Source organism: Acidisphaera sp. L21, assembly GCF_009765685.1.
Lineage (GTDB): Bacteria > Pseudomonadota > Alphaproteobacteria > Acetobacterales > Acetobacteraceae > LMUY01.
The window spans coordinates 1-18,286 of record NZ_LMUY01000114.1; the positions used below are offsets into that span (position 1 = coordinate 1).

General features: G+C 64.9%; 15 protein-coding genes and 1 pseudogene. 9 read left to right on the forward strand and 7 right to left on the reverse strand.

Translation table 11 applies throughout. From position 1 onward, the window contains the following. The 5 genes from GSQ76_RS21935 to GSQ76_RS21955 all read left to right on the forward strand — a co-directional run. On the forward strand, positions 1-1,140 hold a 1,140-nt coding region (locus GSQ76_RS21935), incomplete at its 5' end, for a methyl-accepting chemotaxis protein (RefSeq protein WP_254070569.1). A gap of 111 nt (positions 1,141-1,251) precedes the next feature. Next, complete coding sequence (locus GSQ76_RS21940; protein ID WP_158746251.1) at positions 1,252-2,088, forward strand: sugar phosphate isomerase/epimerase; 837 nt, start codon at positions 1,252-1,254, stop codon at positions 2,086-2,088. 52 nt (positions 2,089-2,140) lie between these two features. After that, positions 2,141-3,187 (forward strand): ABC transporter substrate-binding protein, encoded by a 1,047-nt coding sequence (locus tag GSQ76_RS21945; RefSeq protein WP_158746252.1) that lies wholly within the window; start codon positions 2,141-2,143, stop codon positions 3,185-3,187. After that, the gene (locus GSQ76_RS21950; RefSeq protein WP_158746253.1) at positions 3,168-4,919 is read left to right on the forward strand and encodes an iron ABC transporter permease; all 1,752 of its coding nucleotides are present in this window, start codon (positions 3,168-3,170) and stop codon (positions 4,917-4,919) included. Before GSQ76_RS21945 ends, GSQ76_RS21950 begins: the two co-directional genes overlap by 20 nt. Then, positions 4,916-5,995, forward strand: coding sequence for an ABC transporter ATP-binding protein (locus GSQ76_RS21955; protein ID WP_158746254.1), 1,080 nt, complete (start codon positions 4,916-4,918; stop codon positions 5,993-5,995). The genes GSQ76_RS21950 and GSQ76_RS21955 overlap by 4 nt, the downstream gene beginning before the upstream one ends. 39 nt (positions 5,996-6,034) lie before the next feature. Here GSQ76_RS21955 and GSQ76_RS21960 read toward each other — a convergent pair whose 3' ends face one another. Beyond that, on the reverse strand, positions 6,035-7,960 hold the full coding sequence (locus GSQ76_RS21960; protein ID WP_158746255.1) for a caspase family protein: 1,926 nt from the start codon (positions 7,958-7,960) through the stop codon (positions 6,035-6,037). Between the two features lie 267 nt (positions 7,961-8,227). Here GSQ76_RS21960 and GSQ76_RS21965 point away from each other — a divergent pair, with 267 nt between their 5' ends. Together GSQ76_RS21965 and GSQ76_RS21970 are read left to right on the forward strand one after the other, a co-directional pair. Beyond that, positions 8,228-9,289, forward strand: a complete 1,062-nt coding sequence (locus GSQ76_RS21965) for a hypothetical protein (protein WP_158746256.1) — start codon at positions 8,228-8,230, stop codon at positions 9,287-9,289. Between the two features lie 17 nt (positions 9,290-9,306). After that, on the forward strand, positions 9,307-9,552 hold the full coding sequence (locus GSQ76_RS21970; RefSeq protein ID WP_158746257.1) for a hypothetical protein: 246 nt from the start codon (positions 9,307-9,309) through the stop codon (positions 9,550-9,552). On the opposite strand, the gene GSQ76_RS21975 is transcribed toward GSQ76_RS21970, so the two are convergent. Continuing rightward, complete coding sequence (locus GSQ76_RS21975; protein WP_158746258.1) at positions 9,553-10,941, reverse strand: M20 family metallopeptidase; 1,389 nt, start codon at positions 10,939-10,941, stop codon at positions 9,553-9,555. It abuts the gene before it with no gap. A 260-nt stretch (positions 10,942-11,201) separates the two neighbouring features. Here GSQ76_RS21975 and GSQ76_RS21980 point away from each other — a divergent pair, with 260 nt between their 5' ends. After that, a complete protein-coding gene (locus GSQ76_RS21980; protein WP_158746259.1) occupies positions 11,202-11,861 on the forward strand; it encodes a hypothetical protein in 660 nt (219 codons plus the stop codon). A gap of 57 nt (positions 11,862-11,918) precedes the next feature. Here the strand turns inward: GSQ76_RS21980 and GSQ76_RS21985 are convergent, their stop codons facing one another. Together GSQ76_RS21985 and GSQ76_RS21990 are read right to left on the reverse strand one after the other, a co-directional pair. Further along, positions 11,919-12,950, reverse strand: a complete 1,032-nt coding sequence (locus GSQ76_RS21985; RefSeq protein WP_335904926.1) for a TRAP transporter substrate-binding protein — start codon at positions 12,948-12,950, stop codon at positions 11,919-11,921. A gap of 168 nt (positions 12,951-13,118) precedes the next feature. Then, the gene (locus GSQ76_RS21990) at positions 13,119-13,610 is read right to left on the reverse strand and encodes a hypothetical protein (RefSeq protein ID WP_158746261.1); all 492 of its coding nucleotides are present in this window, start codon (positions 13,608-13,610) and stop codon (positions 13,119-13,121) included. A gap of 100 nt (positions 13,611-13,710) precedes the next feature. Here GSQ76_RS21990 and GSQ76_RS21995 point away from each other — a divergent pair, with 100 nt between their 5' ends. Next, positions 13,711-15,594, forward strand: a complete 1,884-nt coding sequence (locus tag GSQ76_RS21995) for a TRAP transporter large permease subunit (protein WP_158746262.1) — start codon at positions 13,711-13,713, stop codon at positions 15,592-15,594. A 7-nt stretch (positions 15,595-15,601) separates the two neighbouring features. Here GSQ76_RS21995 and GSQ76_RS22000 read toward each other — a convergent pair whose 3' ends face one another. The 3 genes and pseudogenes from GSQ76_RS22000 to GSQ76_RS32075 all read right to left on the reverse strand — a co-directional run. After that, on the reverse strand, positions 15,602-16,951 hold the full coding sequence (locus GSQ76_RS22000) for an MmgE/PrpD family protein (protein ID WP_158746263.1): 1,350 nt from the start codon (positions 16,949-16,951) through the stop codon (positions 15,602-15,604). A gap of 64 nt (positions 16,952-17,015) precedes the next feature. After that, positions 17,016-17,903 carry an ABC transporter substrate-binding protein gene (locus tag GSQ76_RS22005; protein WP_158746264.1) on the reverse strand — a complete coding sequence of 296 codons (888 nt, stop codon included), beginning with the start codon at positions 17,901-17,903 and terminating at the stop codon, positions 17,016-17,018. Between the two features lie 36 nt (positions 17,904-17,939). Continuing rightward, a pseudogene (locus tag GSQ76_RS32075) lies at positions 17,940-18,286 on the reverse strand (ABC transporter ATP-binding protein); the annotation flags it as partial.

Below are 18,286 nucleotides of genomic sequence, written 5' to 3' on the forward strand. Positions count from 1 at the left end.
CGCGTGGAAGCGGACGCCGCCGCCATGCGGGATGCGGCCGAGGCCGAGCGGGCCGATGTCGAGGCGTCGCGCGCCGGCAGTGCCCGCGAACAAGCGCAGGTCGTGGCCTCGCTTGGCTCGGGTCTGGCCTGTCTTGCGTCGGGCGACCTGACGTTCCGGTTGGCCGATGCGTTTCCTGGCGAGTACGAGGTGTTGCGCTCGGACTTCAACGCGGCCCTGGAAACGCTGCAGGGCACGATGCGCTCGGTGGTCGGTGCGGCGGAGGAGATCCGCTCCGGCACGGGAGAGATCAGCCAGGCGGCAGATGATCTATCGCGGCGCACGGAGCAGCAGGCGGCGTCCCTGGAGGAGACTGCGGCGGCGTTGGACCAGATCACCGCGACGGTGCGCAAGACGGCCGAGGGCGCGGACCATGCGCAGGACGTGGTGGCCAAGACCAAGGCGGATGCGGAACGCTCGGGCGTGGTGGTGACTGGCGCGGTCGAGGCGATGGCGGCGATCGAGGCGTCGGCCCGGCAGATTTCGCAGATCATCGGCGTGATCGACGAGATTGCGTTCCAGACAAATTTGCTGGCCCTGAATGCGGGCGTGGAAGCGGCGCGGGCTGGGGACGCCGGCCGCGGCTTCGCCGTCGTGGCATCCGAGGTGCGGGCGCTGGCACAGCGCTCGGCGGGCGCTGCCAAGGAGATCAAGGCCCTGATCCAGGCCTCCACGGCGCAGGTTGGGAGTGGCGTGGACCTGGTTGGGCAGGCGGGGGAAGCGCTCACCCGGATTGCGGCGCGGGTCGGCGACATCAGCGCGGTGGTCAGCGAGATCGCCGCGTCGGCGCGCGAACAGGCTACCGGGTTGGCCGAGGTGAACGTGGCGGTCAACCAGATGGACCAGGTGACGCAGCAAAACGCCGCGATGGTGGAGCAATCGACGGCGGCCTCGCACTCGCTGACGGGGGAGGCCGATCAGTTGGCGAAACTCATCGGCCATTTCCGCGCCGGGAACGAGACCGGGCAAGCCAAGGCGACACCCGCGCCCCGCCATGCGGTGGCAAAATCGACCAGCGGGGTCAAAGCGCCGAGATTGGTGTCCCGCGGTAGCCTGGCGCTGAAGAGTGCCCCGGCAGAACAGGGGTGGGAGGAGTTCTAGCGGGCGACGCGATCGCGACCGCTGGTTGGGTGGGCTGGTTCATTTGCGTCTTTACAAGACGCCGCAGGCTGTCAGAGTTGTTCGCAAGAAGACGAACATGCGGGGAAAGCCATGCCGGAAAGCCTGCGCGATCGAATCGGCGTGGACATCGGCCGTCGCATGCGGCTGGAGGAAGGGCTGGCATGGGCGGCCAGCAACCAGGTCCGTTACGTCGACATTCAGTTGGACACGGGTGAGAACGCATTCACCCGGTTCGACGACGCCCGGGTCCGCAGCATTCGTGATTTGTGTGAGCGGCAGCAGATCCATCTGGGACTGCATACCCTGTCGGCCATCAATGTGGCCGAATACTCGCCGTTGGTGTCGGATGCGGTCGAGGCCTATTTGAAGGCGTATATCGACATCGCCCCGCGCCTGGGCGCCGAGTGGATCGTCGTGCATGCCGGCTACCACTTCACTGCCGATGTGACGGAACGCATGGTTGCCGGGCTGGAGCGGCTGAAGCGGATGGTGGCATACGCGGAACGGCGCGGTGCGCGCCTGCTGCTGGAAAACCTGAACAAGGAACCGGCGGATGCCGAAGTGCACTATCTGGCACACACGATCGAGGAGTGGCGGTATTACTACGAGAAGATCGAGTCACCGGCATTTGCGCTGTCGTTTACCGCGAACCACGCCCATTTGATGCCGCAGGGGGTGGATGGCTTCGTGAAGACGACGCCGTTCGAGCGCGTGGCGGAGGTTCGGCTGGCGGATTGTTTCCGCAACGGGCACGAGCAGCATTTGCTGCCGGGCGAGGGGGATTTCGACTTCGGCGATATGTTCCGAATGATCGAGGCAACCGGGTTTCGCGGCCACTACATGAGCGCGTTCGGATCGATCGAGGACATGCAGATCGCTCGCGATACGTTCGTGGCCGCCGCAGCGGCGGCTGGCGTGGCCGGCTAGCGGATAAAGGCGGACGGAGATTCGCCGCGGTCAAGAATGGGGATACGGACCAATGAAACTATCCAGAAGGACCGCCCTACTGGGCGCGGCCACCAGTATCGCAGCCAGCAGCAGCCGGGCGCAAGGCAGTGGCGATAGTGCAGGTATTCAGGCACTGTACGCCGCTGCCAAGAAAGAAGGGCAGGTCGGCTGGTATTCCGGCGTGCTGGATCAGCCGTTATGCGACCAGATCGGCCAGGCGTTCACCAAGCGCTACCCGGGGATCAGCGTCAGCGCGGTCAAGACGACGTCGCAGGTGGCGTTCCAACGGCTGACCGAGGATTTGCGGGGCGGGACGCCGCAATGCGACATCTTCACCAGCACCGATGTCGGCCATATGAGCTACCTCATCGGCAAGCAATTGCTGGTGAAATTTACTGCGGAGGGCGCGGCCGGGATGGCCAAGTCGCTGCAGGACTTCGACAAGCAGGGGTATTTTCAGGTGAGCTGGGTTGGCCAGGTCGCCTTGTTGTATAACACGGCCAAGGTGAGCGCGGCCGACTCACCGAAGGACTGGCCAGACCTGACGGATGCGAAATGGAAGGACAAAATCTCGTTCGGCAGCCCGAATTACAGCGGGATCGTCGGCGTGTGGTCCGTCGCCATGGAGAACAAATATGGCTGGAGCTATTTCGACAAGCTGAACAAGTTGAATCCGCTGATCGGTCGCTCCGTGGACGATGCGACGACGGTGCTGAACTCGGGCGAGCGTGTGGTGGCGGCTGGCAATCCGTCTTCCGCATTGCGCAGTGCGGCAAAGGGCAATCCGTTGGCGGTCAATTATCCACCGTCCGGGATGTTGGTGGATCTTTCCCCCTCGGCCATCATCAAGGGATCGAAGAACCCAAACGCGGCCAAATTGTTCATCGAGTTCCTGGCCAGTGCCGAGTATTCGCAGATTCTGGCCGATGCGTTCGAACAACCCCTGCGTGACGATGTGTCGCCGCCGAAAGGGGCCAAGTCGCTCACCGATGTCAAATTCTTCTCGCCCACGCCCGAGGAGATCGAAAAGCAACTTCCGGCAAACAAGCAGAAATGGCGTGACACGTTCACTGGCTGAACCTGGGGTCGGGCCGGGCGTCGGGAGCGTCGCGGGCCGCGGGAGGGGCCGGGCGATCTGGCGGGGGCTGGACCTGACGAAAATCATCTCGGCGGCGGCACTTCTGGCGCTGCTGTTCCTGGTTGCCACGCCCGTCGGATCGCTCGTCATCTCCAGCCTGCGGTCGACGGATACCGGCGCGTTCACGCTCGAGAATTACGTCATCGCCTACTGGAACTGGAGCGATATACAGGCGCTGGGCAACTCCCTGCTCTACGCGGTGGAGGTGACGGTGCTGTCGGCGGTCTTTGCGGTGCCGCTCGCCTGGGGGGTGTCGCGGACGGACATGCCGGGCAAGGGGTTGATCCAGGTGCTCACCTTGGGCGCCTTCATCACCCCACCCTATTTGGGGGCGATCGCCTGGATCCTGCTGGCGGGGCCGAATGCGGGGTGGCTGAACCGTGCGTGGATGGCGGTGACGGGGGCGGAACACGGCCTGGTCAATATCTACACCTTCAGCGGCATGGTCGTGGTGACCGCGCTCTATGCCTTCCCGTATATGTTCGTATTCACCTCCGACGCGCTGGACCGCGTATCGTCCGAGATGGAAGAGGCGGCCAGCATCCTCGGCTCCGGCGGGATGCGGACGATCTTTCGCATCACCCTGCCGCTGGTGCTGCCCGCGATCATCGGCGGTGCGATCGTGGTGTTTTTGGACACGGTGGCGTTGTTCGGCACACCCGCCATCATCGCCTTGCCGGCCCGCATCAAGGTGATGACGCTGCAGCTTTGGCAGTTTTTCGAGTTCCCGGTCCGGGCGGAGGCTGCGGCTGCCTATGCCATTCCGCTCGTGCTCGTCACCGCCGCCCTGTTCGCGGTGCAACGCGTCGTGCTGGGTCGCAAGGGCTACATCGCGCTCACGGGCAAGGGGGGTGTGCGGCGGCCGACGGTGCTCGGCCCGTGGCGATGGGTCATGTTCGCCTACGCGCTGTTCGTCGTCGGGCTGGCGGTGCTGCTGCCCTACGCGGCGCTGGCCCAGGCGGCGTTCAGCAAGGCCTGGGGGTTGGGGTTCCATTGGGCGAACCTCACCTTCGGCAATTTCAGCGCCTTGCTGGCCGACCCGGCGTCGCGCGAGACGATCTTGCATAGTTTCACCTATTCCGCGGCCAGCGCCTGCTTCGCCGTCGTGTTGGCTCTGGCGGCGGCGTATTTGGTTAGCCGGCGGCTGGGGCGCTTTACGAAAGTGCTAACCGCGTTGTGCATGGCGCCGTTGGTGATACCCGGCATCGTGCTGGCCATCGGCTTCTATTCCGCCTGGTCGCCGCCGCCGCTGGCGCTGTATGGCACCGCCACCATCCTGGTGCTGGGCTTCACGGCGCGGTTTCTGCCGATCGCCTATGTCAACTGCATGGCCGGGCTGCGGTCGCTCAACCCGGAGATGGAGGATGCCGTTCGCATCCTGGGGGGTAGCCGGACGCTGGCCGTGACCCGGGTCGTCGTGCCGTTGTTGAAGAAGAGCCTGGTCGGATCCTGGCTATTGGTTTTCATCCCCGCCACGCGGGAGTTGAGCGTAGCCATCTTCCTGGTGGCGGCGCATACGCGGGTCATCGCGATGATGATGCTCGACCTCAGCGAGAATGGCAGCTTTGAAACGTTGGCCGCGCTCGGCTTCGTATTGTTGCTGGCGACGATCCTGATCGTCATGGTGGGATACCGATTGGTGGGGCGCGATTTCATGCTACGGCGGTCATGAGCGAAACGCTGCCGCGGCTGTCGCTGGAGCAGATCAGTTGCACGTTTGGGGATTACACCGCAGTCCGGCAGTTGGACCTGCGGATCGCGCCGGGTGAGTTCGTCTCGCTGCTTGGCCCCTCTGGTTGCGGCAAGACGACGACGTTGCGGATGATCGCCGGGTTCAATGCGCCGACGGCGGGGGTGATCCGGATGGATGGGACCGTGATCTCCTCACCGGGCGCCAGCCTGCCGCCGGAGAAGCGCGGCATGTCGATGATTTTCCAGAGCTACGCCATCTGGCCGAACATGACGGTGGCGGAGAACGTCGCATTCGGGCTGAAGCTGCGGCATATCGGGCGGGAGGAGTTGCGCCGCCGGGTGGACCGGATCCTGGCGACGGTGCGGTTGGACGCGCTGGCCGAGCGGTATCCGGCCGAGTTGTCCGGGGGCCAGCAGCAGCGTGTCGCATTGGCGCGGGCGATGGTGATCGAACCGCGCGTCCTGCTGCTGGACGAGCCGTTATCCAATTTGGATGCGAGTCTGCGGGAGGAGATGCGGTTCGAAATCCGCCGGCTGCACGACCAGTTTCACTTCACCACGGTCTACGTCACGCACGACCAGGGGGAGGCGATGGTGACCTCCGACCGGATTGCCGTGATGAATGCCGGGCGGATCGAGCAGATCGACACGCCATTCCAACTCTACACCCGCCCCCGCACGCGGTTCGTGGCCGGGTTCATTGGCCGGACCAATCTGATCGAGGGGATCTGCCAGGGCGAGACGATCGAATTCAACGGATTTGGGCTGCCACGGGGGTTGTTCGAAGACGTGACGCCGGGTTCCGGCACCGTGTTGTTCTCCGTGCGGCCCCAAAGCATCGGGTTGCACCGGGCGCGGCCCGCGGCGGGAGTGTGTGGCGTGGCCGCCCGGTTGATGGAACGGGCTTTCCTGGGTGAGACATGGGATTACCTGGTGGCGCCGGGCCAGTCTGGGCTGCGCCTGAAGGTGTCCGCGCTGCCCAATCACCGGTTCGAGGTGGGCGACGACGTGTGGCTGGAGTTCGACCCGGCGCAGATGGCACCCATTACCGAGTGATCCGGCATCGGGCTTGCCGCGGTTTCCGGGCGCGGCGGCTCAGTTCAACGCCTTCACTTCGACCCGGCGGTTGAGCGCGCGTCCTGGTTCGGTGTTGTTGTCGGCGATCGGCTCCTTGGAGCCGAGGCCGCTGGATTGCAGGCGCGAGGGCGTGATTCCGTGTTGAACCAACCACGCCAGAACGGTCGCGGCGCGGCGTGCCGAAAGGTCCTGATTATGGGCGGGCAAACCGAGCGCATCCGTGTGGCCGATCAGGCTGACCCGAAGTTCCGGACGGCTGGTCAATGCCGTCAGCAATTCGCGCAGCACCGGCTCGGCGCTGGGCTGCAGGCTGGCCTTGTCGGTGTCGAAATTAATGTAGACCTGAACCCGGCCTTGCGCGCGGAGCGTCTCCGCGATCGGCGGCTGGGCCGGGGCGGCGGGCGGCGCAACGACCGGCTGGGTGGATGAAACGCGGAACGAGGGCCCGATCGGCGTGCTGCCATAGGATTGGATCCCGTTCCGCTGCACGGACGGAAATGGCGGATCGGCGTCCGGCGTCGGCATCGAGGTGACGATGATCTTCCCGCCGCGCCCGGTGATGACACCCGCATGCCGGGCTGCCAGGCATAGCGACGAGTGCCCGGCATAGACCTTGTCGCCATAGACCGAGGCGCGCCCCGGCATCGAGGCCTCGACCGTGCAGCCGCAGGTCAATGCTGGTCCGTTGACCGGAAACTCCTGGTAATTCTGCGGGCAGAACTCCAATACCCGCATTCCCGGCGGCGAGGGCGGCGGCAGTGGCGGCGGTTCTGCCCCGACGGCCGATACGCGGAAGGCCGTGCCACCCGGCGTGGTGCCGTAGGATTGCATGCCATTGCGCAGTATCGAGGGAAAGGGCGGATCCTCGTCGGGCGTCGGCGCTGGCCAGACCATGATCTGCCCGCCGCGGCCCGAGATGACACCGGCATGCCGTGCCGCCAGGCATAGCGAGGAGTGGTTGGCATAAACCAGATCGCCGAACACGGAGCTTCGGCCGGGCGTCGATGCCTCGGCGGTGCAGCCGCAGGCTAGCACCGGGCCGTCGGCCGGGAACCCATCGTAATCGGCCGGGCAGACGTCCATGGTCTGGGTCTGTGTCTGGGTCTGTGTCTGGGTTTGCGCCTGGGTCTGGGCCGGGGGGGTGGCGTGCGCAGGGAGACCGGGCGCTGGCTCCGGTGTGCGGACCCCGCGATTGGGGGCCGGAGCAGGGATCGCCGGTGCGTCGGCGGCTTGCTGGGCCAACTGGGACTGTGGCCGGAAGGAGAAGCTGCCATGAAGTGGCGACAGGGCGAGCCAGGGCAATTGGCGGCCACCCGTGGCGGCCTGCACGTCGACGCCAACCGTGTTCAGAGCCTCGAGCAGGGGGGTGCCGGGCGTCGCGATGGCCCGGGCAAGTGCGGTCGAGTAGGGGCTGTCGGCGCCGTCCCCATCGGCAGCGACGGCACCGGGTTGGGTGGCATAGCCGATAATGGTCCCCGTGGGAGCGGTAACTTGCGCCAGGCCGGTGGTTACGCCGCGCAGAGCGCTGCCGCTGAACGGATTGTTCCGGCATGCATCCAGCAGCACCAGGTTCAGGCGGCTTCCCGCCGCGGTCATTTCATCGAGCACGAAGTCTGCGTCGACGAGTTCGTATTTGACGTCGTTCGCACTGGCGACGTTGGCTTCGACGGGAATGAGGTAGTTCTTCCCGCCGATTTGGACAGCGTGGCCGGCGAAGTAGAACAATGCCGTGCTGTTCGCCGTCAACCGGCGCCCGAACTCGCGGATCAGAGTTTCGAGTTGGGGACGGGTGACGTCGAGTTGTGGGCCGCCACCGATGAGGGTGAAGCCCGAATCCTGCAATGCCTTGGCGATGAGCCGGCCGTCATTGCCCGGGTTGTTGAGGGCAGGCACGTTGCGGTACAGGCTATTGCCGACGACGAGAGCAAGTCTTTCTTCCGCCATGGCTGGAGCCAAAGCGGAGCATAGGAGGCAGAGCACTGCAGCAATGGCAAACAATGTTTGCTGGGCGAGCTGAAGCATGCATGGTTCCGGTTCGTTCGACCGGAACATGCCTGACATCGTACGCATAATGCAACGTTGTCTCTGCTGGTGACACCAGGGTCATCGTAGTCGAGTCGTCGCGCGAAGCTGGCGTCGGCCCTGTGGATCGGTCCAGTTGCGCGCGCGCTCACATTCTGTAACATCTTCCGAAATCGCAACGGAAATGTCATGGCGCGGGATGAGGATGAGACGGTTCGGCTGCCGCCGGGTTCCGCCTGGCGCTTCGCAGGACCGAGCCCGGTGCGACATGCCTATCCGCTTGGCGTGCGCGATCCGTCCCTCCGCGTTGCGATTGGCCTGCTGTTGCGGAGCCTGCCCTTCGCTATGGTACGTTTTGCGGTTTTGCTGGTGACATCCATCCTGGTCATCGTCTGGTTGGCTGTAGCGCTTGGGGGTGCGGCATGGCTGGGGGAGCACATCGCCACCGCGTTCGGTTGGGTATGGGCCATCGGCTGCCTGGGGTGTGGGGCGTATTTCTGGGGCACGATCATCCGCTATGCCCTGCATCTCATTGAATGTGGGCACGTCGCCGTCTTGACCGAGCTGATGACAAAGGGCGTCGTGGGGAACGGGAACGAGAGCATGTTCGCCTATGGCAAGCAGATCGTCCGCGCGCGGATCGGCCAAGAAACGCTGTTGTTTGGCCTGAATGCCCTGGTGCGCGGCGTGGTAGAGAGCTTGCACCGCACGATGGACTGGATCGCCGAGATGCTGCCGATCCCGGGTTTGGAGTCGATCGCCAGTATCGTCAACATCGTCCTGAAGGGCGCCACGCGGTATCTCGACAAGGTCATCTTTTCCTATACCTTGGCACGCGGAGACGAGGATCCGTGGCGCAGTAGCCGTGAAGGCCTGGTCTACTACGCACAGAATGCGCCTGCCGTGCTGAAGACGGCCCTATGGTCGGTCGTGCTGGAGCGCTTGCTGACGGTTGCCATGGCGGTGTTTCTGCTCATCCCGGCTGCGCTCATCACCTTGGCGCTGCCGCATGCCTTGAGGGAGATGGGCGGGGTGATGACGATCCTGGTCGCACTGTTGCTGGCCGGACCGCTTCGTGCGGCCTTCATCAAGCCGCTATTTTTGATTATGATGATGGTCCGGTTCCACAGCATCATCGAGAACCAGGCTATCGACGCGGCGTGGGACGATCGGTTGTCGAGCATTTCGGACGGTTTTCGCAATCTGGGCCAGCAGGCGGCTATGGCGCGAGGGGTCAAGTTCTGGCGATAGGATAGGGGGATGGGCACATGGCACATGTTTTCCTCGATGGAGAATTCGTTCGAGTGGCTGCGGCGCGGCGGCTCGACGAGCTGAAGGCGCAAGGTCTCGCTGTTTCGCATGACGATGCTACGGATTGTACCTCCTTGGACGAGCTCGATCAGATCCAGGCGATCATTGCGGCTGCGGCTTGGGCGCGGTTCAGCCCTTGGGCGTCCGGGCAGGTTGCGCTGACGGAGCTCGAGGCCTCGATGCTTGGACATCGTCCCGGCTGATCAAGGGGTCGTTGCCGGCTCACCGAGATCCCAGAAGACGCCGGCCATCACCCCGAGGGCCTCCCGCGTGAGCGACACCAGCATGTGCTCGTCCGGCGCGTGCTGCGCGCAGGCGGCGTAGGAATGCGGGATCCATACGGTCGGGAGCGACAGGATATCGGCAAAGACGTGGTTCGGCAGAGTGCCGCCGATGTTGGGCAGAATTGCCGGTGGTGTTCCCGTCGTGAGGCAGATCGAACCGGCGACGCGGAGCACCCACGGGCTGTCGGGATCAAGCCTGGTGGCGGGGGACGGGTCGCGGCGTTTGCCGATGACCTCGACGCCCTGAAAACCGTGCGTGTCGAGATGGGCGCGGATGGCCGCGACGATGGTGGTCGGATCCGTGCCGGCGACGAAGCGAAGCTGCACCACGGCGGATGCGGAAGGTGGCACGGCGTTGACAGGGGCCGACACGTCGCCACTGCCGAGGGCCAGGACCTCCAGCGTGTTCCAGCCGTATAGCCGTTCGGCAGGTGACAATCCGGGTTCACCCCAGTTCGGGTCGATGTCCGGATCGGACGGGCCGCCGCCTACGGCGACATCCGAAAGCGCCCGGCGGACGGAGCCCGGGATGTCGCTGGGGCGCAAAGCGTCCACCAGCAAGCGGCCGCACTGGTCCACCATGCAGGCTATGGCGCTGGCGAGCACGGTCGCCGGGTTGCGGATCACGCCGCCCCAATTGCCGGAATGGAAGCCACGGGTTCTGGCGTCCACCCGCAGTTCCACGTTGCAGGCGCCGCGCGAGCCGAGGAAGATCGTCACTCGGTCGGCTGCAAGTCGCGGCCCGTCCGAGGCGATCAGGACGTCGGCGGCCAGCGCCTCCCGCTCCTGCGCGCAGAACGCGGCCAGGCCGGGTGAGCCGATTTCCTCACCCATTTCCAGCAGCAGCTTGACGTTGAAGCCGAGGCGTCCGCCGCGGGCACGGATGATCTCGGCCAAGGCGGCCAGATTGACGCTGTGCTGGCCCTTGTTGTCGGCGATGCCACGGCCGTACCAGCGATCCCCCGCCGCCGTGACCCGCCAGGGGGCGAGGCCGTCGCGCCACAGTGCGTCCTGCCCGCGCACGGTGTCGCCGTGGCCGTAGATGAGCACGGTGGGCAGGCCGTCCGCTTCGTGCCGGGTCGCGACCAGAAAGGGTGGCCCGGCGACCACGGGGTTCGGTGCGATGCGGGAGGCGAAGCCAAGCGGCGCGAGGGCAGGCGCCATTTCATCGCTGAGATATTCCAGCAGCGTATCCGCCCGCTCCGGATTCTGGCTCTCGGTCGGCAGGGCGACCCGGCGAGATAGCGTCGCGAGGAAGTCGCCGTTATCGACCAGGGCCCGGGAAGCCGCTATCGCCGCGTCACGCATTGTCGCCGTCTCCGTCAGCCGTCTGTTGGGTCGATAGGCTCATAGACCACAGGATGCGGCGAGAACAGGCGGTCGCCACGTCCGGTGGGTGTTGCCCGGATTAGGACCGTCCAAACGGGGTCATGTTTTGCTCTGGCCTCCGCGATCGGGGATAGGCGCCTCACGCATCGCTTGAAACTGGGCCTGGTCGTGTGGTCTTTGCTTGCGGCATGCAGCCACGCCCCACCCGTTCCGATGCGATAGATTGTGCGCCAGCGCCTTTGCGCGAGGCTTTGGCCGAACTGGTGCAGATTGGGCTGAGCGTGGCCCGGATGATTGGGCGCGCAGCCGAAGCGGAAACGGCATTGGCCGACGCGGCGGCCATGGCGGAGGTCGCGAGCGGCGTGCCGGCGGTGGCGACATCGCTGGCCGAAGCGATTGCGGCGGACCAGGCCGCGAGCGCGGCCGGCGAAGCCCGGCGTGACGCCGTGCGGCGGACCGACATCGTGGCCGCCGCGTTCAACCAAGTGTCCCGGGCAATCCGGCGGACGGTGCTGCTGGCCGAGCGGCTGGATCGCGGCTGGGCCCGGCCCGGCCGTGCGGATGACCAACCGGCGATGGCCCGTCGCCAGATTGCCCGCGCGGTCCGCGACGCCATCAAGCGCGAAGCAGATGGGGCGCGGGCCGAACGACTGGGCGAGGCGCTGCGGGAACGGCTGGACGCACTGGATACGCTGGACGAGATTGCCGGGCGACCGACCAAGGATGTGATCCGCGACATCTGCCGCGACCTCGGCCTTGATCCGGCGCGCATCCGGTTCAATTCCGCACGTGAGGAAGGGGGCGAGCACGTAGCCCCATCCTTAGCCAAAGGGACGGCGCAGGCGCCGGATGGCGAGGCCCGAGCCCGGGCCTCGCCGGCAAAGGAACGCCCTGGCTAGGCGACTATTGCGCGGCGTCCGGCGACAATTGCTGCGCGGCAAGATTGGCTTGGCAGATCAGGCAATCGGGCCGGTGTATTTCTCGAGCAGTGCCCATGCCTGCGGCGTGTATTTCGCTTTCCAGTCCTTGTAGAACCCGACGTTTTGGAGCCGGGCGTGGAATGGCGCCTGGTCGACGGTGAAGACCGGCAAGCCGCGCTTCGGCAATACGGCCGCCACTTGCGCCTCGCGTGCGAAGACATCGTCGCGTTGCTGCATGCCCGATTGGTCGAGGTGCTTGGAGATGACGGTGCGAATATCCGCTGGCAAATTTTTCCAGGTGGCGCCGTTGGCCAGCGACCACTCACCGTCCCACATCTGCCGGGTCAGTGAGACGGATTTTTGCACTTCGTAGAATTTGCTGGTCTCGAACGTCATCAACGGCACTTCCATGCCGTCGACGACGCCGGTCTGCAACGCGGTGTACGCCTCGTTGGAGTTGATCGTCGTGGGGGAGGCGTCGAGCGCCTTGAAGAACGAGACCAGGAGCGCCCCTGCTGGCACCCGGATCTTGAAGTTTTTCAGATCTTCGGGCTTGTGGATCTCCTGCTTGGAGGACGTCATGGTCTTCCAACTGAGGTCCCAGATCTTTTCCTGTGCAAACAGCCCCGCCTTGGCGATCTCGCCCCGCATATGGGCGCCGAGATCGCCGTCCATTGCCGCCCACACCTCCGTGTTCGAGCGGAAGACGAACGGCATTCCGGTAATGGAACAGACCGGCACCACGCGGGCCAGGATCTGCGTGGTCAACGTAAACATGTCGAGCGCGCCGGAGCGGAGTTGGCTGAGCATATCGGGATCGCTGCCCAATTGGCTGTCCGGGAACAGTTGAATTTCGACCGCGCCGTTGGTTTCCTTCGAGATGCGCCCGAATGCTTCCGAGAGACGTATGTTGAGCGGGTTGTCCATCGGATTGTCGGTGCCGTATTTCAGGACGATCTTGCCCTGTGCCCGCACGATGGCCGGCCGCGCCAGGGGAGCGGCCACCGCCGCTGCGAGGAGTGTGCGACGCGCGAGGGTCGGACGAGGCGTATGATCACTCATTCTCATATCTCCTGCTGCAAAGGGTGGACCGGGGTTGTCCGTACAAACACGGCAATCTATGCAGGATTGGTGCCGCGGCCGCCGCAGCCGTTTGGCTCGACTTTTGCAAGTATGGAACGATGACGATGGCCGGGGTGGACCGCCTATGGCGACACGGAATTTGTCTTGATCGGCTCAGGCTTCCCGACCTTGGTCGCCAAGGCCGACCAGGTGAGCGACCTGCGCCCTCGCACGATCCATTGCTGCCGAATCAAGTTGGGACAAGGCGTGAGGCCCATCGACATAGTGGATCGAGATCCAGCCGGCCAGGTAACCCGTATCATCCAGCAACGGTCCCAGCATTTGGGCCTTGGCGCCGTAGGCCTGCAGCAGGGCGGCGGGCGGGGCTGGTTGTGGATTGTCCAGCAAGTCGGGCTGCAACAGGTTGCGCTTGTTGGTTCCAATCCATTGGGCGGTGCTGGCGGCGCGCTGATTGATGGACCCGTCGCCGCGCATCGATGCCACACCCGGCGACAACGCCTCCGCACAGACGAACGCGACCTGCCAGCCGCGCGCCGGGTCGTCCAATCGCAACGTGGCCCGACTGCCATGCACCTCGGCCAGCAGCTTGACCAGAATTGCATCGAGCGAGTGGGCCAACTGGGCCGTGTCCGGTGAAATCGCCATGGCAAACCTCCGCAAATTGTCCGTACAAACAAAGTGACGATAGCGCACGTCAGCATCACGCGGTGAAAAAACGCCATACCCGATCAAGGAAGAGCTGCCCATGAGTGTCGATATTGCGCGCTACGGCGGTGGGTTTGCCGGCCGGTATGCGGCAAGTGCCCTGTGGATCGAGCGTGTGATCACCCATATCGTGGAAGCGGTTTCGGCGCTGATCGTCGTGGCCGAGATCACGATCCTGCTCGTCGGCGTCATCTCCCGTTACGTGTTTCTGGCGCCGGTCACCTGGTCGGACGAACTGGCGGAGATGCTGTTCCTGTGGCTGGCGATGTTGGGGGCCGTCGTGGCCTATATCCGATTTTCCCATATGCGGATGGCGCTGTTCTCCAGCACGAAGAACCTTCGGCTGCATGGCTTGCTGGAGGCGCTGTCGCTGGTGTCCGGCATCGTGTTGTGCGCCTGCCTGTTGTCGCCGGCGATCGATCATGCCCTGGATGAGATCGTCGACATCACACCGGCGCTGGAAGTGCCGAATGCTTGGGCAACCGCTGCGCTGCCCATCGGGTTCGGGTTGATGTTGGTCATCGGGCTGCTGCGGATTGGCCGCGTGGCGCGCTGGAGCGATGTCTTCCTGGCATTCGTGCTGATCGCCGCCATTGGCGGGGCATTGGGGGCCTGCCAGCCACTGCTGTACTCGATGGGCAATTACCGGCTGATCATTTTCTTCGTGCTGCTGGTGGGCGGTGCGGTTCTGTCCGGCATTCCCATCGCCTTCGCCTTCGGTCTGGGCACGTTCGCGAACCTGTTCTGGATGACGCGGGGGCCGATGAGCGTGATGGTCGATCGCTTCGAGGAGGGGATGTCCCACATCGTCCTGCTGTCGGTCCCGCTGTTCATCTTCCTGGGGTTCCTCATCGAGATCACCGGCATGGCGCGCACCATGGTCGACTTCCTCGGCAGTTTGATCGGCCATGTTCGAGGCGGGCTGCAATATGTTCTGGTGGGGGCGATGTATCTCGTCTCCGGGATTTCCGGCTCGAAATCCGCCGATATGGCGGCGGTTGCGCCCGTGCTGTTCCCCGAAATGCAGAAGCGTGGCGCCCAGCCCGGCGACTTGGTGGCGCTGCTGGCGGCAACGGGGGCGCAAACGGAAACCATCCCACCCAGCCTGGTCCTGATCACGATCGGATCGGTCACGGGCGTCTCCATCTCGGCGCTGTTCAAGGGGGGGCTGATGCCGGGCATCGTGCTGGCGATCGTGCTCTGCATCGTCGTCTGGTGGCGCTACCGCACGGAGGATCTGACGCATGTGCGCAAGGCAAGCTGGGCGCAGAGTGGCCGTGCGCTGCTCGTCGCGCTGCCGGCCGTGCTGCTGCCATTCATCATCCGCACAGCCGTGCTGGAGGGTGTCGCCACCGCGACCGAGGTTTCGACGATCGGGATCGCCTATATCCTGCTTTACGGCGTGGTGGCGGCGCTAGCATTCCGGCAGCGGATCGCGTGGGGTCGGCTTTGGCCGGCGCTGATCGGTACGGCTGCGCTCTCCGGCACGATCCTCTTTATCATCGGTGCGGCGACGTCGATGGCATGGGCGCTCACGCAGTCGGGTTTTGCCCGGGCGTTGGCTGTGTCCATCGTCGGGTTGCCGGGGGGCAAAGCCGCCTTCATGGCCATGTCGATGTTGATGTTCATCGTACTGGGCTCGGTATTGGAAGGCATACCGGCCATCGTGCTGTTCGGGCCCATGCTATTCCCGGCGGCCCGATTGATCGGGATCAACGAGGTGCACTATGCCGTCGTCGTGATCCTTTCCATGGGCGTTGGATTGTTCTCGCCGCCCTTCGGCGTCGGCTATTACTCCGCCTGCGCGATCGGCGGGATCAATCCCACGGCAGGCATCCGGGCGATCATACCTTACCTGGTCGCTTTGCTGATCGGTCTGGTGTTGATCGCAGCGGTTCCCATGATCACGACGGGGTTTCTGTGATGCTGCGTCATGATTTGGCATGGCGGTGCAGCAAGGCGACCAGGTCACCGACGGAACCCCAATCCTCGGCATGGTCGATCGCGTGCTCGACAGTGGCGATACCATCCGCCGTCAGCATCGTGCCTGCGAGTTCGGCGAACTTGCTGCGAACGCCGGGTTCCGGGTCGGGGTGGAACGTGTCGCGCTTCGAGTTTTCGCATGCTGCCTGCGCGGTGCGGCCGTCGGCCAGCGTGACGGTGACGTGGGCGGGTTTGCGATCCGGGCCAAGCGCCGTCATCGCCGGGTCTTCCGTGATGTGAACCCGATGACGCAGGCTGGCGATCACCGGATCCTCCAGCGAGGAATCGTCGAGATCGGCAAATCCCAAGCCCCCCCGCACCACCAGCGTCGCCGCCGCGTGGGGCAGGGAGTATTTCGAGGCGAAGTAGTTTGGCGGCTGCGGATTGCACATCACGGACGCGAATGCGTAGGTTGTGACATCGATCCGTTCGATGTTGGTGGGGGTTGCATCGAGGGCGACCAAGCAATCCTGCAGGCTGTCGAGGGCCGGGTGGATCGGGTTGCAGCACGCATAGAACCGGAAGTAGCCCTCGGCGATTTGCCAGGACGATCCCAACCCGGTGAGAAGCGCGGCATTATCGAATGCGGCGCCCACCATGGTGCCAAGCGCTTCTTCGATCGCGTCTTCCTGGGCGACATAGCCGGATCCGGCCATCTCTGGCGCCAGCACGGCGGCGTAGGCGCCCATGCCCGCTGGCAGGTTGAGGGTGGTGCCGCCGGCGGCCGTGTTGGTGTAGCTGGGCGTCATCAGCATCGTGGTGGCTATGCGCATGGCGAGGCTGATCCCGGCACTGTCCAGCCCGTTCAGCCGGGCCCCCGCGGCGGCGGCGGCGAGGAGGGAGATCTGGCCGTTGGGGTGGGAGTACGGGCGGGGGGTGTAGCCAAGCCCAAGCCGCCCGGCGGCTTCGTAGCCCAGCACCAACGCCTCGAGCAGCGCCTTGCCGGTGCTGCTGCGATATTCGCCGATGGCGAGGATCCCGGGAAGGATGTGCACTGCCGATTGCAATCCCCGCACCCCTTCGCAGAGTTCGATGGAACGCCCGGCGATCGCGTTCAGCATCGCCGCGGTTTGCGGGGCGGCCGGGGCCAGGCCAGGCGCGAACAGCGTGGCGCCGGTTCCCGCCGTGGGGGCCAATCGCGCCCGCAGCGCAATCACCTCGGGCCGCAAGGAGCCGGCGAGGATAACCCCCACCGTGTCGAGCAGGACGAGCTTGGCACGGTGTTGCACGGCGGCTGGAAAGTCATCCCAGGCAGCCGAGGCGACGAATTGCGCAAGGCCGTCGATCTGCTTGCTCATGACTTTTCCATTCCCATTCTGTCAGACTTTAAAGGAGCATTTTCTGATGCGGCCCGGCGATATGCTAGATGAGGCCGACGTCGACACATTCCTCGAACGATGCGCCGCGGGTGATGGCCCCGCCGGACAGCATCGCGTTTCTCAGCCGGGCAAATCCCTCGCGCAACAGCGCGGCATCGTCATTCCACAGTTGCAGCGCGCGATAGCGGTCGACGCAAGCGGCGATGAGATCCGTAGGCAGGTCGGGGAAATACGGGGCCAAGACGGTGGCGATCTCGGTGCCCGGCGTCGTCGCCATCCATTGCAAGGTGGCGCGCATTGCCCGGGTCATCGCCAGAAGTTCCGGCCGCCGGGCCTGCAGGGTACGCTCCAGCGCCACGAAGTTGGTATAGGAGGTCGGGCCGCGTGTCGCCGCCGCATACCAGAGGTGGGCGGCCCCATCCCGAAGGAGATCTTCCGCATGGGGCTGGAACACCTGCACGGCATCGATCTCGCCACGCCGCAATGCCGCGGCGCTGTCGGCCATCGGCAGATCGGAGCGGCGATCGAGGGATGCCGGGTCTATGCCGGCGCGGCGGAGATCGTCCTGCAGGCAGAGCCAGGGGGTCGGCACCTCCGCCACCGTCGCCAGGCGGATCGATGCCAGGCTTGGGAGCTCAAAATCGGGGGCAGGTGTCCGACCGAGGATGAAAAACGGGTCCCGAGACACAACAGCCTGGAAACATTTCATCGTGCAGGACGGATCCGTGTCCCGTTCCATCAAGACGCGCAATGGGCCGCCCCACATCACATCGACCGATCCTTCCTGGAGCATGCGGGCGGACTCCGCCGGACTTGGCGAGGCTTGCAGCGACACGGACACGCCCTGGATATCATAGGCGCCAGTGGCGTGGGCCAGGTAGAACGGTGCGTAGAACAACGCGCGGAAATTCTCGCTGACGATCAGGCTCATGCAGGCCACGCTGTGAAACGCATTCTCTCTCTCCCGTCAGCTTGCGCCGAGCAACGACAGATCGTCATGGATCTCGTCGAGCACGGTCCGAACGTAGGCGTTGAATTGGGGGGCGGTGGGGTCGCGCGGGCGCGGCAGATCCACGGTGAGGATACGGCGGATGCGTCCGGGCCGCGGCGTCATGATGACGATGCGGTCGGCCAGGTAGATCGCTTCCTCGACGCTGTGGGTCACGAACAAGACGGTGGCACGATAGAGCGACCATACCCGCAGCAACTCCGCCTGCATGACCCCGCGGGTTTGAGCATCCAAGGCGCCGAATGGCTCGTCCATGAGCAGGATCTTCGGGCGTGTGGTCAAAGCGCGGGCAATGCCGACGCGCT

Excerpts from the sequence above, each read along its gene's own strand:
- GSQ76_RS21940 (WP_158746251.1), top strand. The coding sequence starts at position 1,252 with ATGCCGGAAAGCCTGCGCGATCGAATCGGCGTGGACATCGGCCGTCGC.
- GSQ76_RS21945 (WP_158746252.1), top strand. The coding sequence starts at position 2,141 with ATGAAACTATCCAGAAGGACCGCCCTACTGGGCGCGGCCACCAGTATC.
- GSQ76_RS21955 (WP_158746254.1), top strand. The coding sequence starts at position 4,916 with ATGAGCGAAACGCTGCCGCGGCTGTCGCTGGAGCAGATCAGTTGCACG.
- GSQ76_RS21960 (WP_158746255.1), bottom strand. The coding sequence starts at position 7,960 with ATGGCGGAAGAAAGACTTGCTCTCGTCGTCGGCAATAGCCTGTACCGC.
- GSQ76_RS21965 (WP_158746256.1), top strand. The coding sequence starts at position 8,228 with ATGGCGCGGGATGAGGATGAGACGGTTCGGCTGCCGCCGGGTTCCGCC.
- GSQ76_RS21970 (WP_158746257.1), top strand. The coding sequence starts at position 9,307 with ATGGCACATGTTTTCCTCGATGGAGAATTCGTTCGAGTGGCTGCGGCG.
- GSQ76_RS21975 (WP_158746258.1), bottom strand. The coding sequence starts at position 10,941 with ATGCGTGACGCGGCGATAGCGGCTTCCCGGGCCCTGGTCGATAACGGC.
- GSQ76_RS21985 (WP_335904926.1), bottom strand. The coding sequence starts at position 12,950 with ATGAGAATGAGTGATCATACGCCTCGTCCGACCCTCGCGCGTCGCACA.
- GSQ76_RS21990 (WP_158746261.1), bottom strand. The coding sequence starts at position 13,610 with ATGGCGATTTCACCGGACACGGCCCAGTTGGCCCACTCGCTCGATGCA.
- GSQ76_RS21995 (WP_158746262.1), top strand. The coding sequence starts at position 13,711 with ATGAGTGTCGATATTGCGCGCTACGGCGGTGGGTTTGCCGGCCGGTAT.
- GSQ76_RS22000 (WP_158746263.1), bottom strand. The coding sequence starts at position 16,951 with ATGAGCAAGCAGATCGACGGCCTTGCGCAATTCGTCGCCTCGGCTGCC.
- GSQ76_RS22005 (WP_158746264.1), bottom strand. The coding sequence starts at position 17,903 with ATGAGCCTGATCGTCAGCGAGAATTTCCGCGCGTTGTTCTACGCACCG.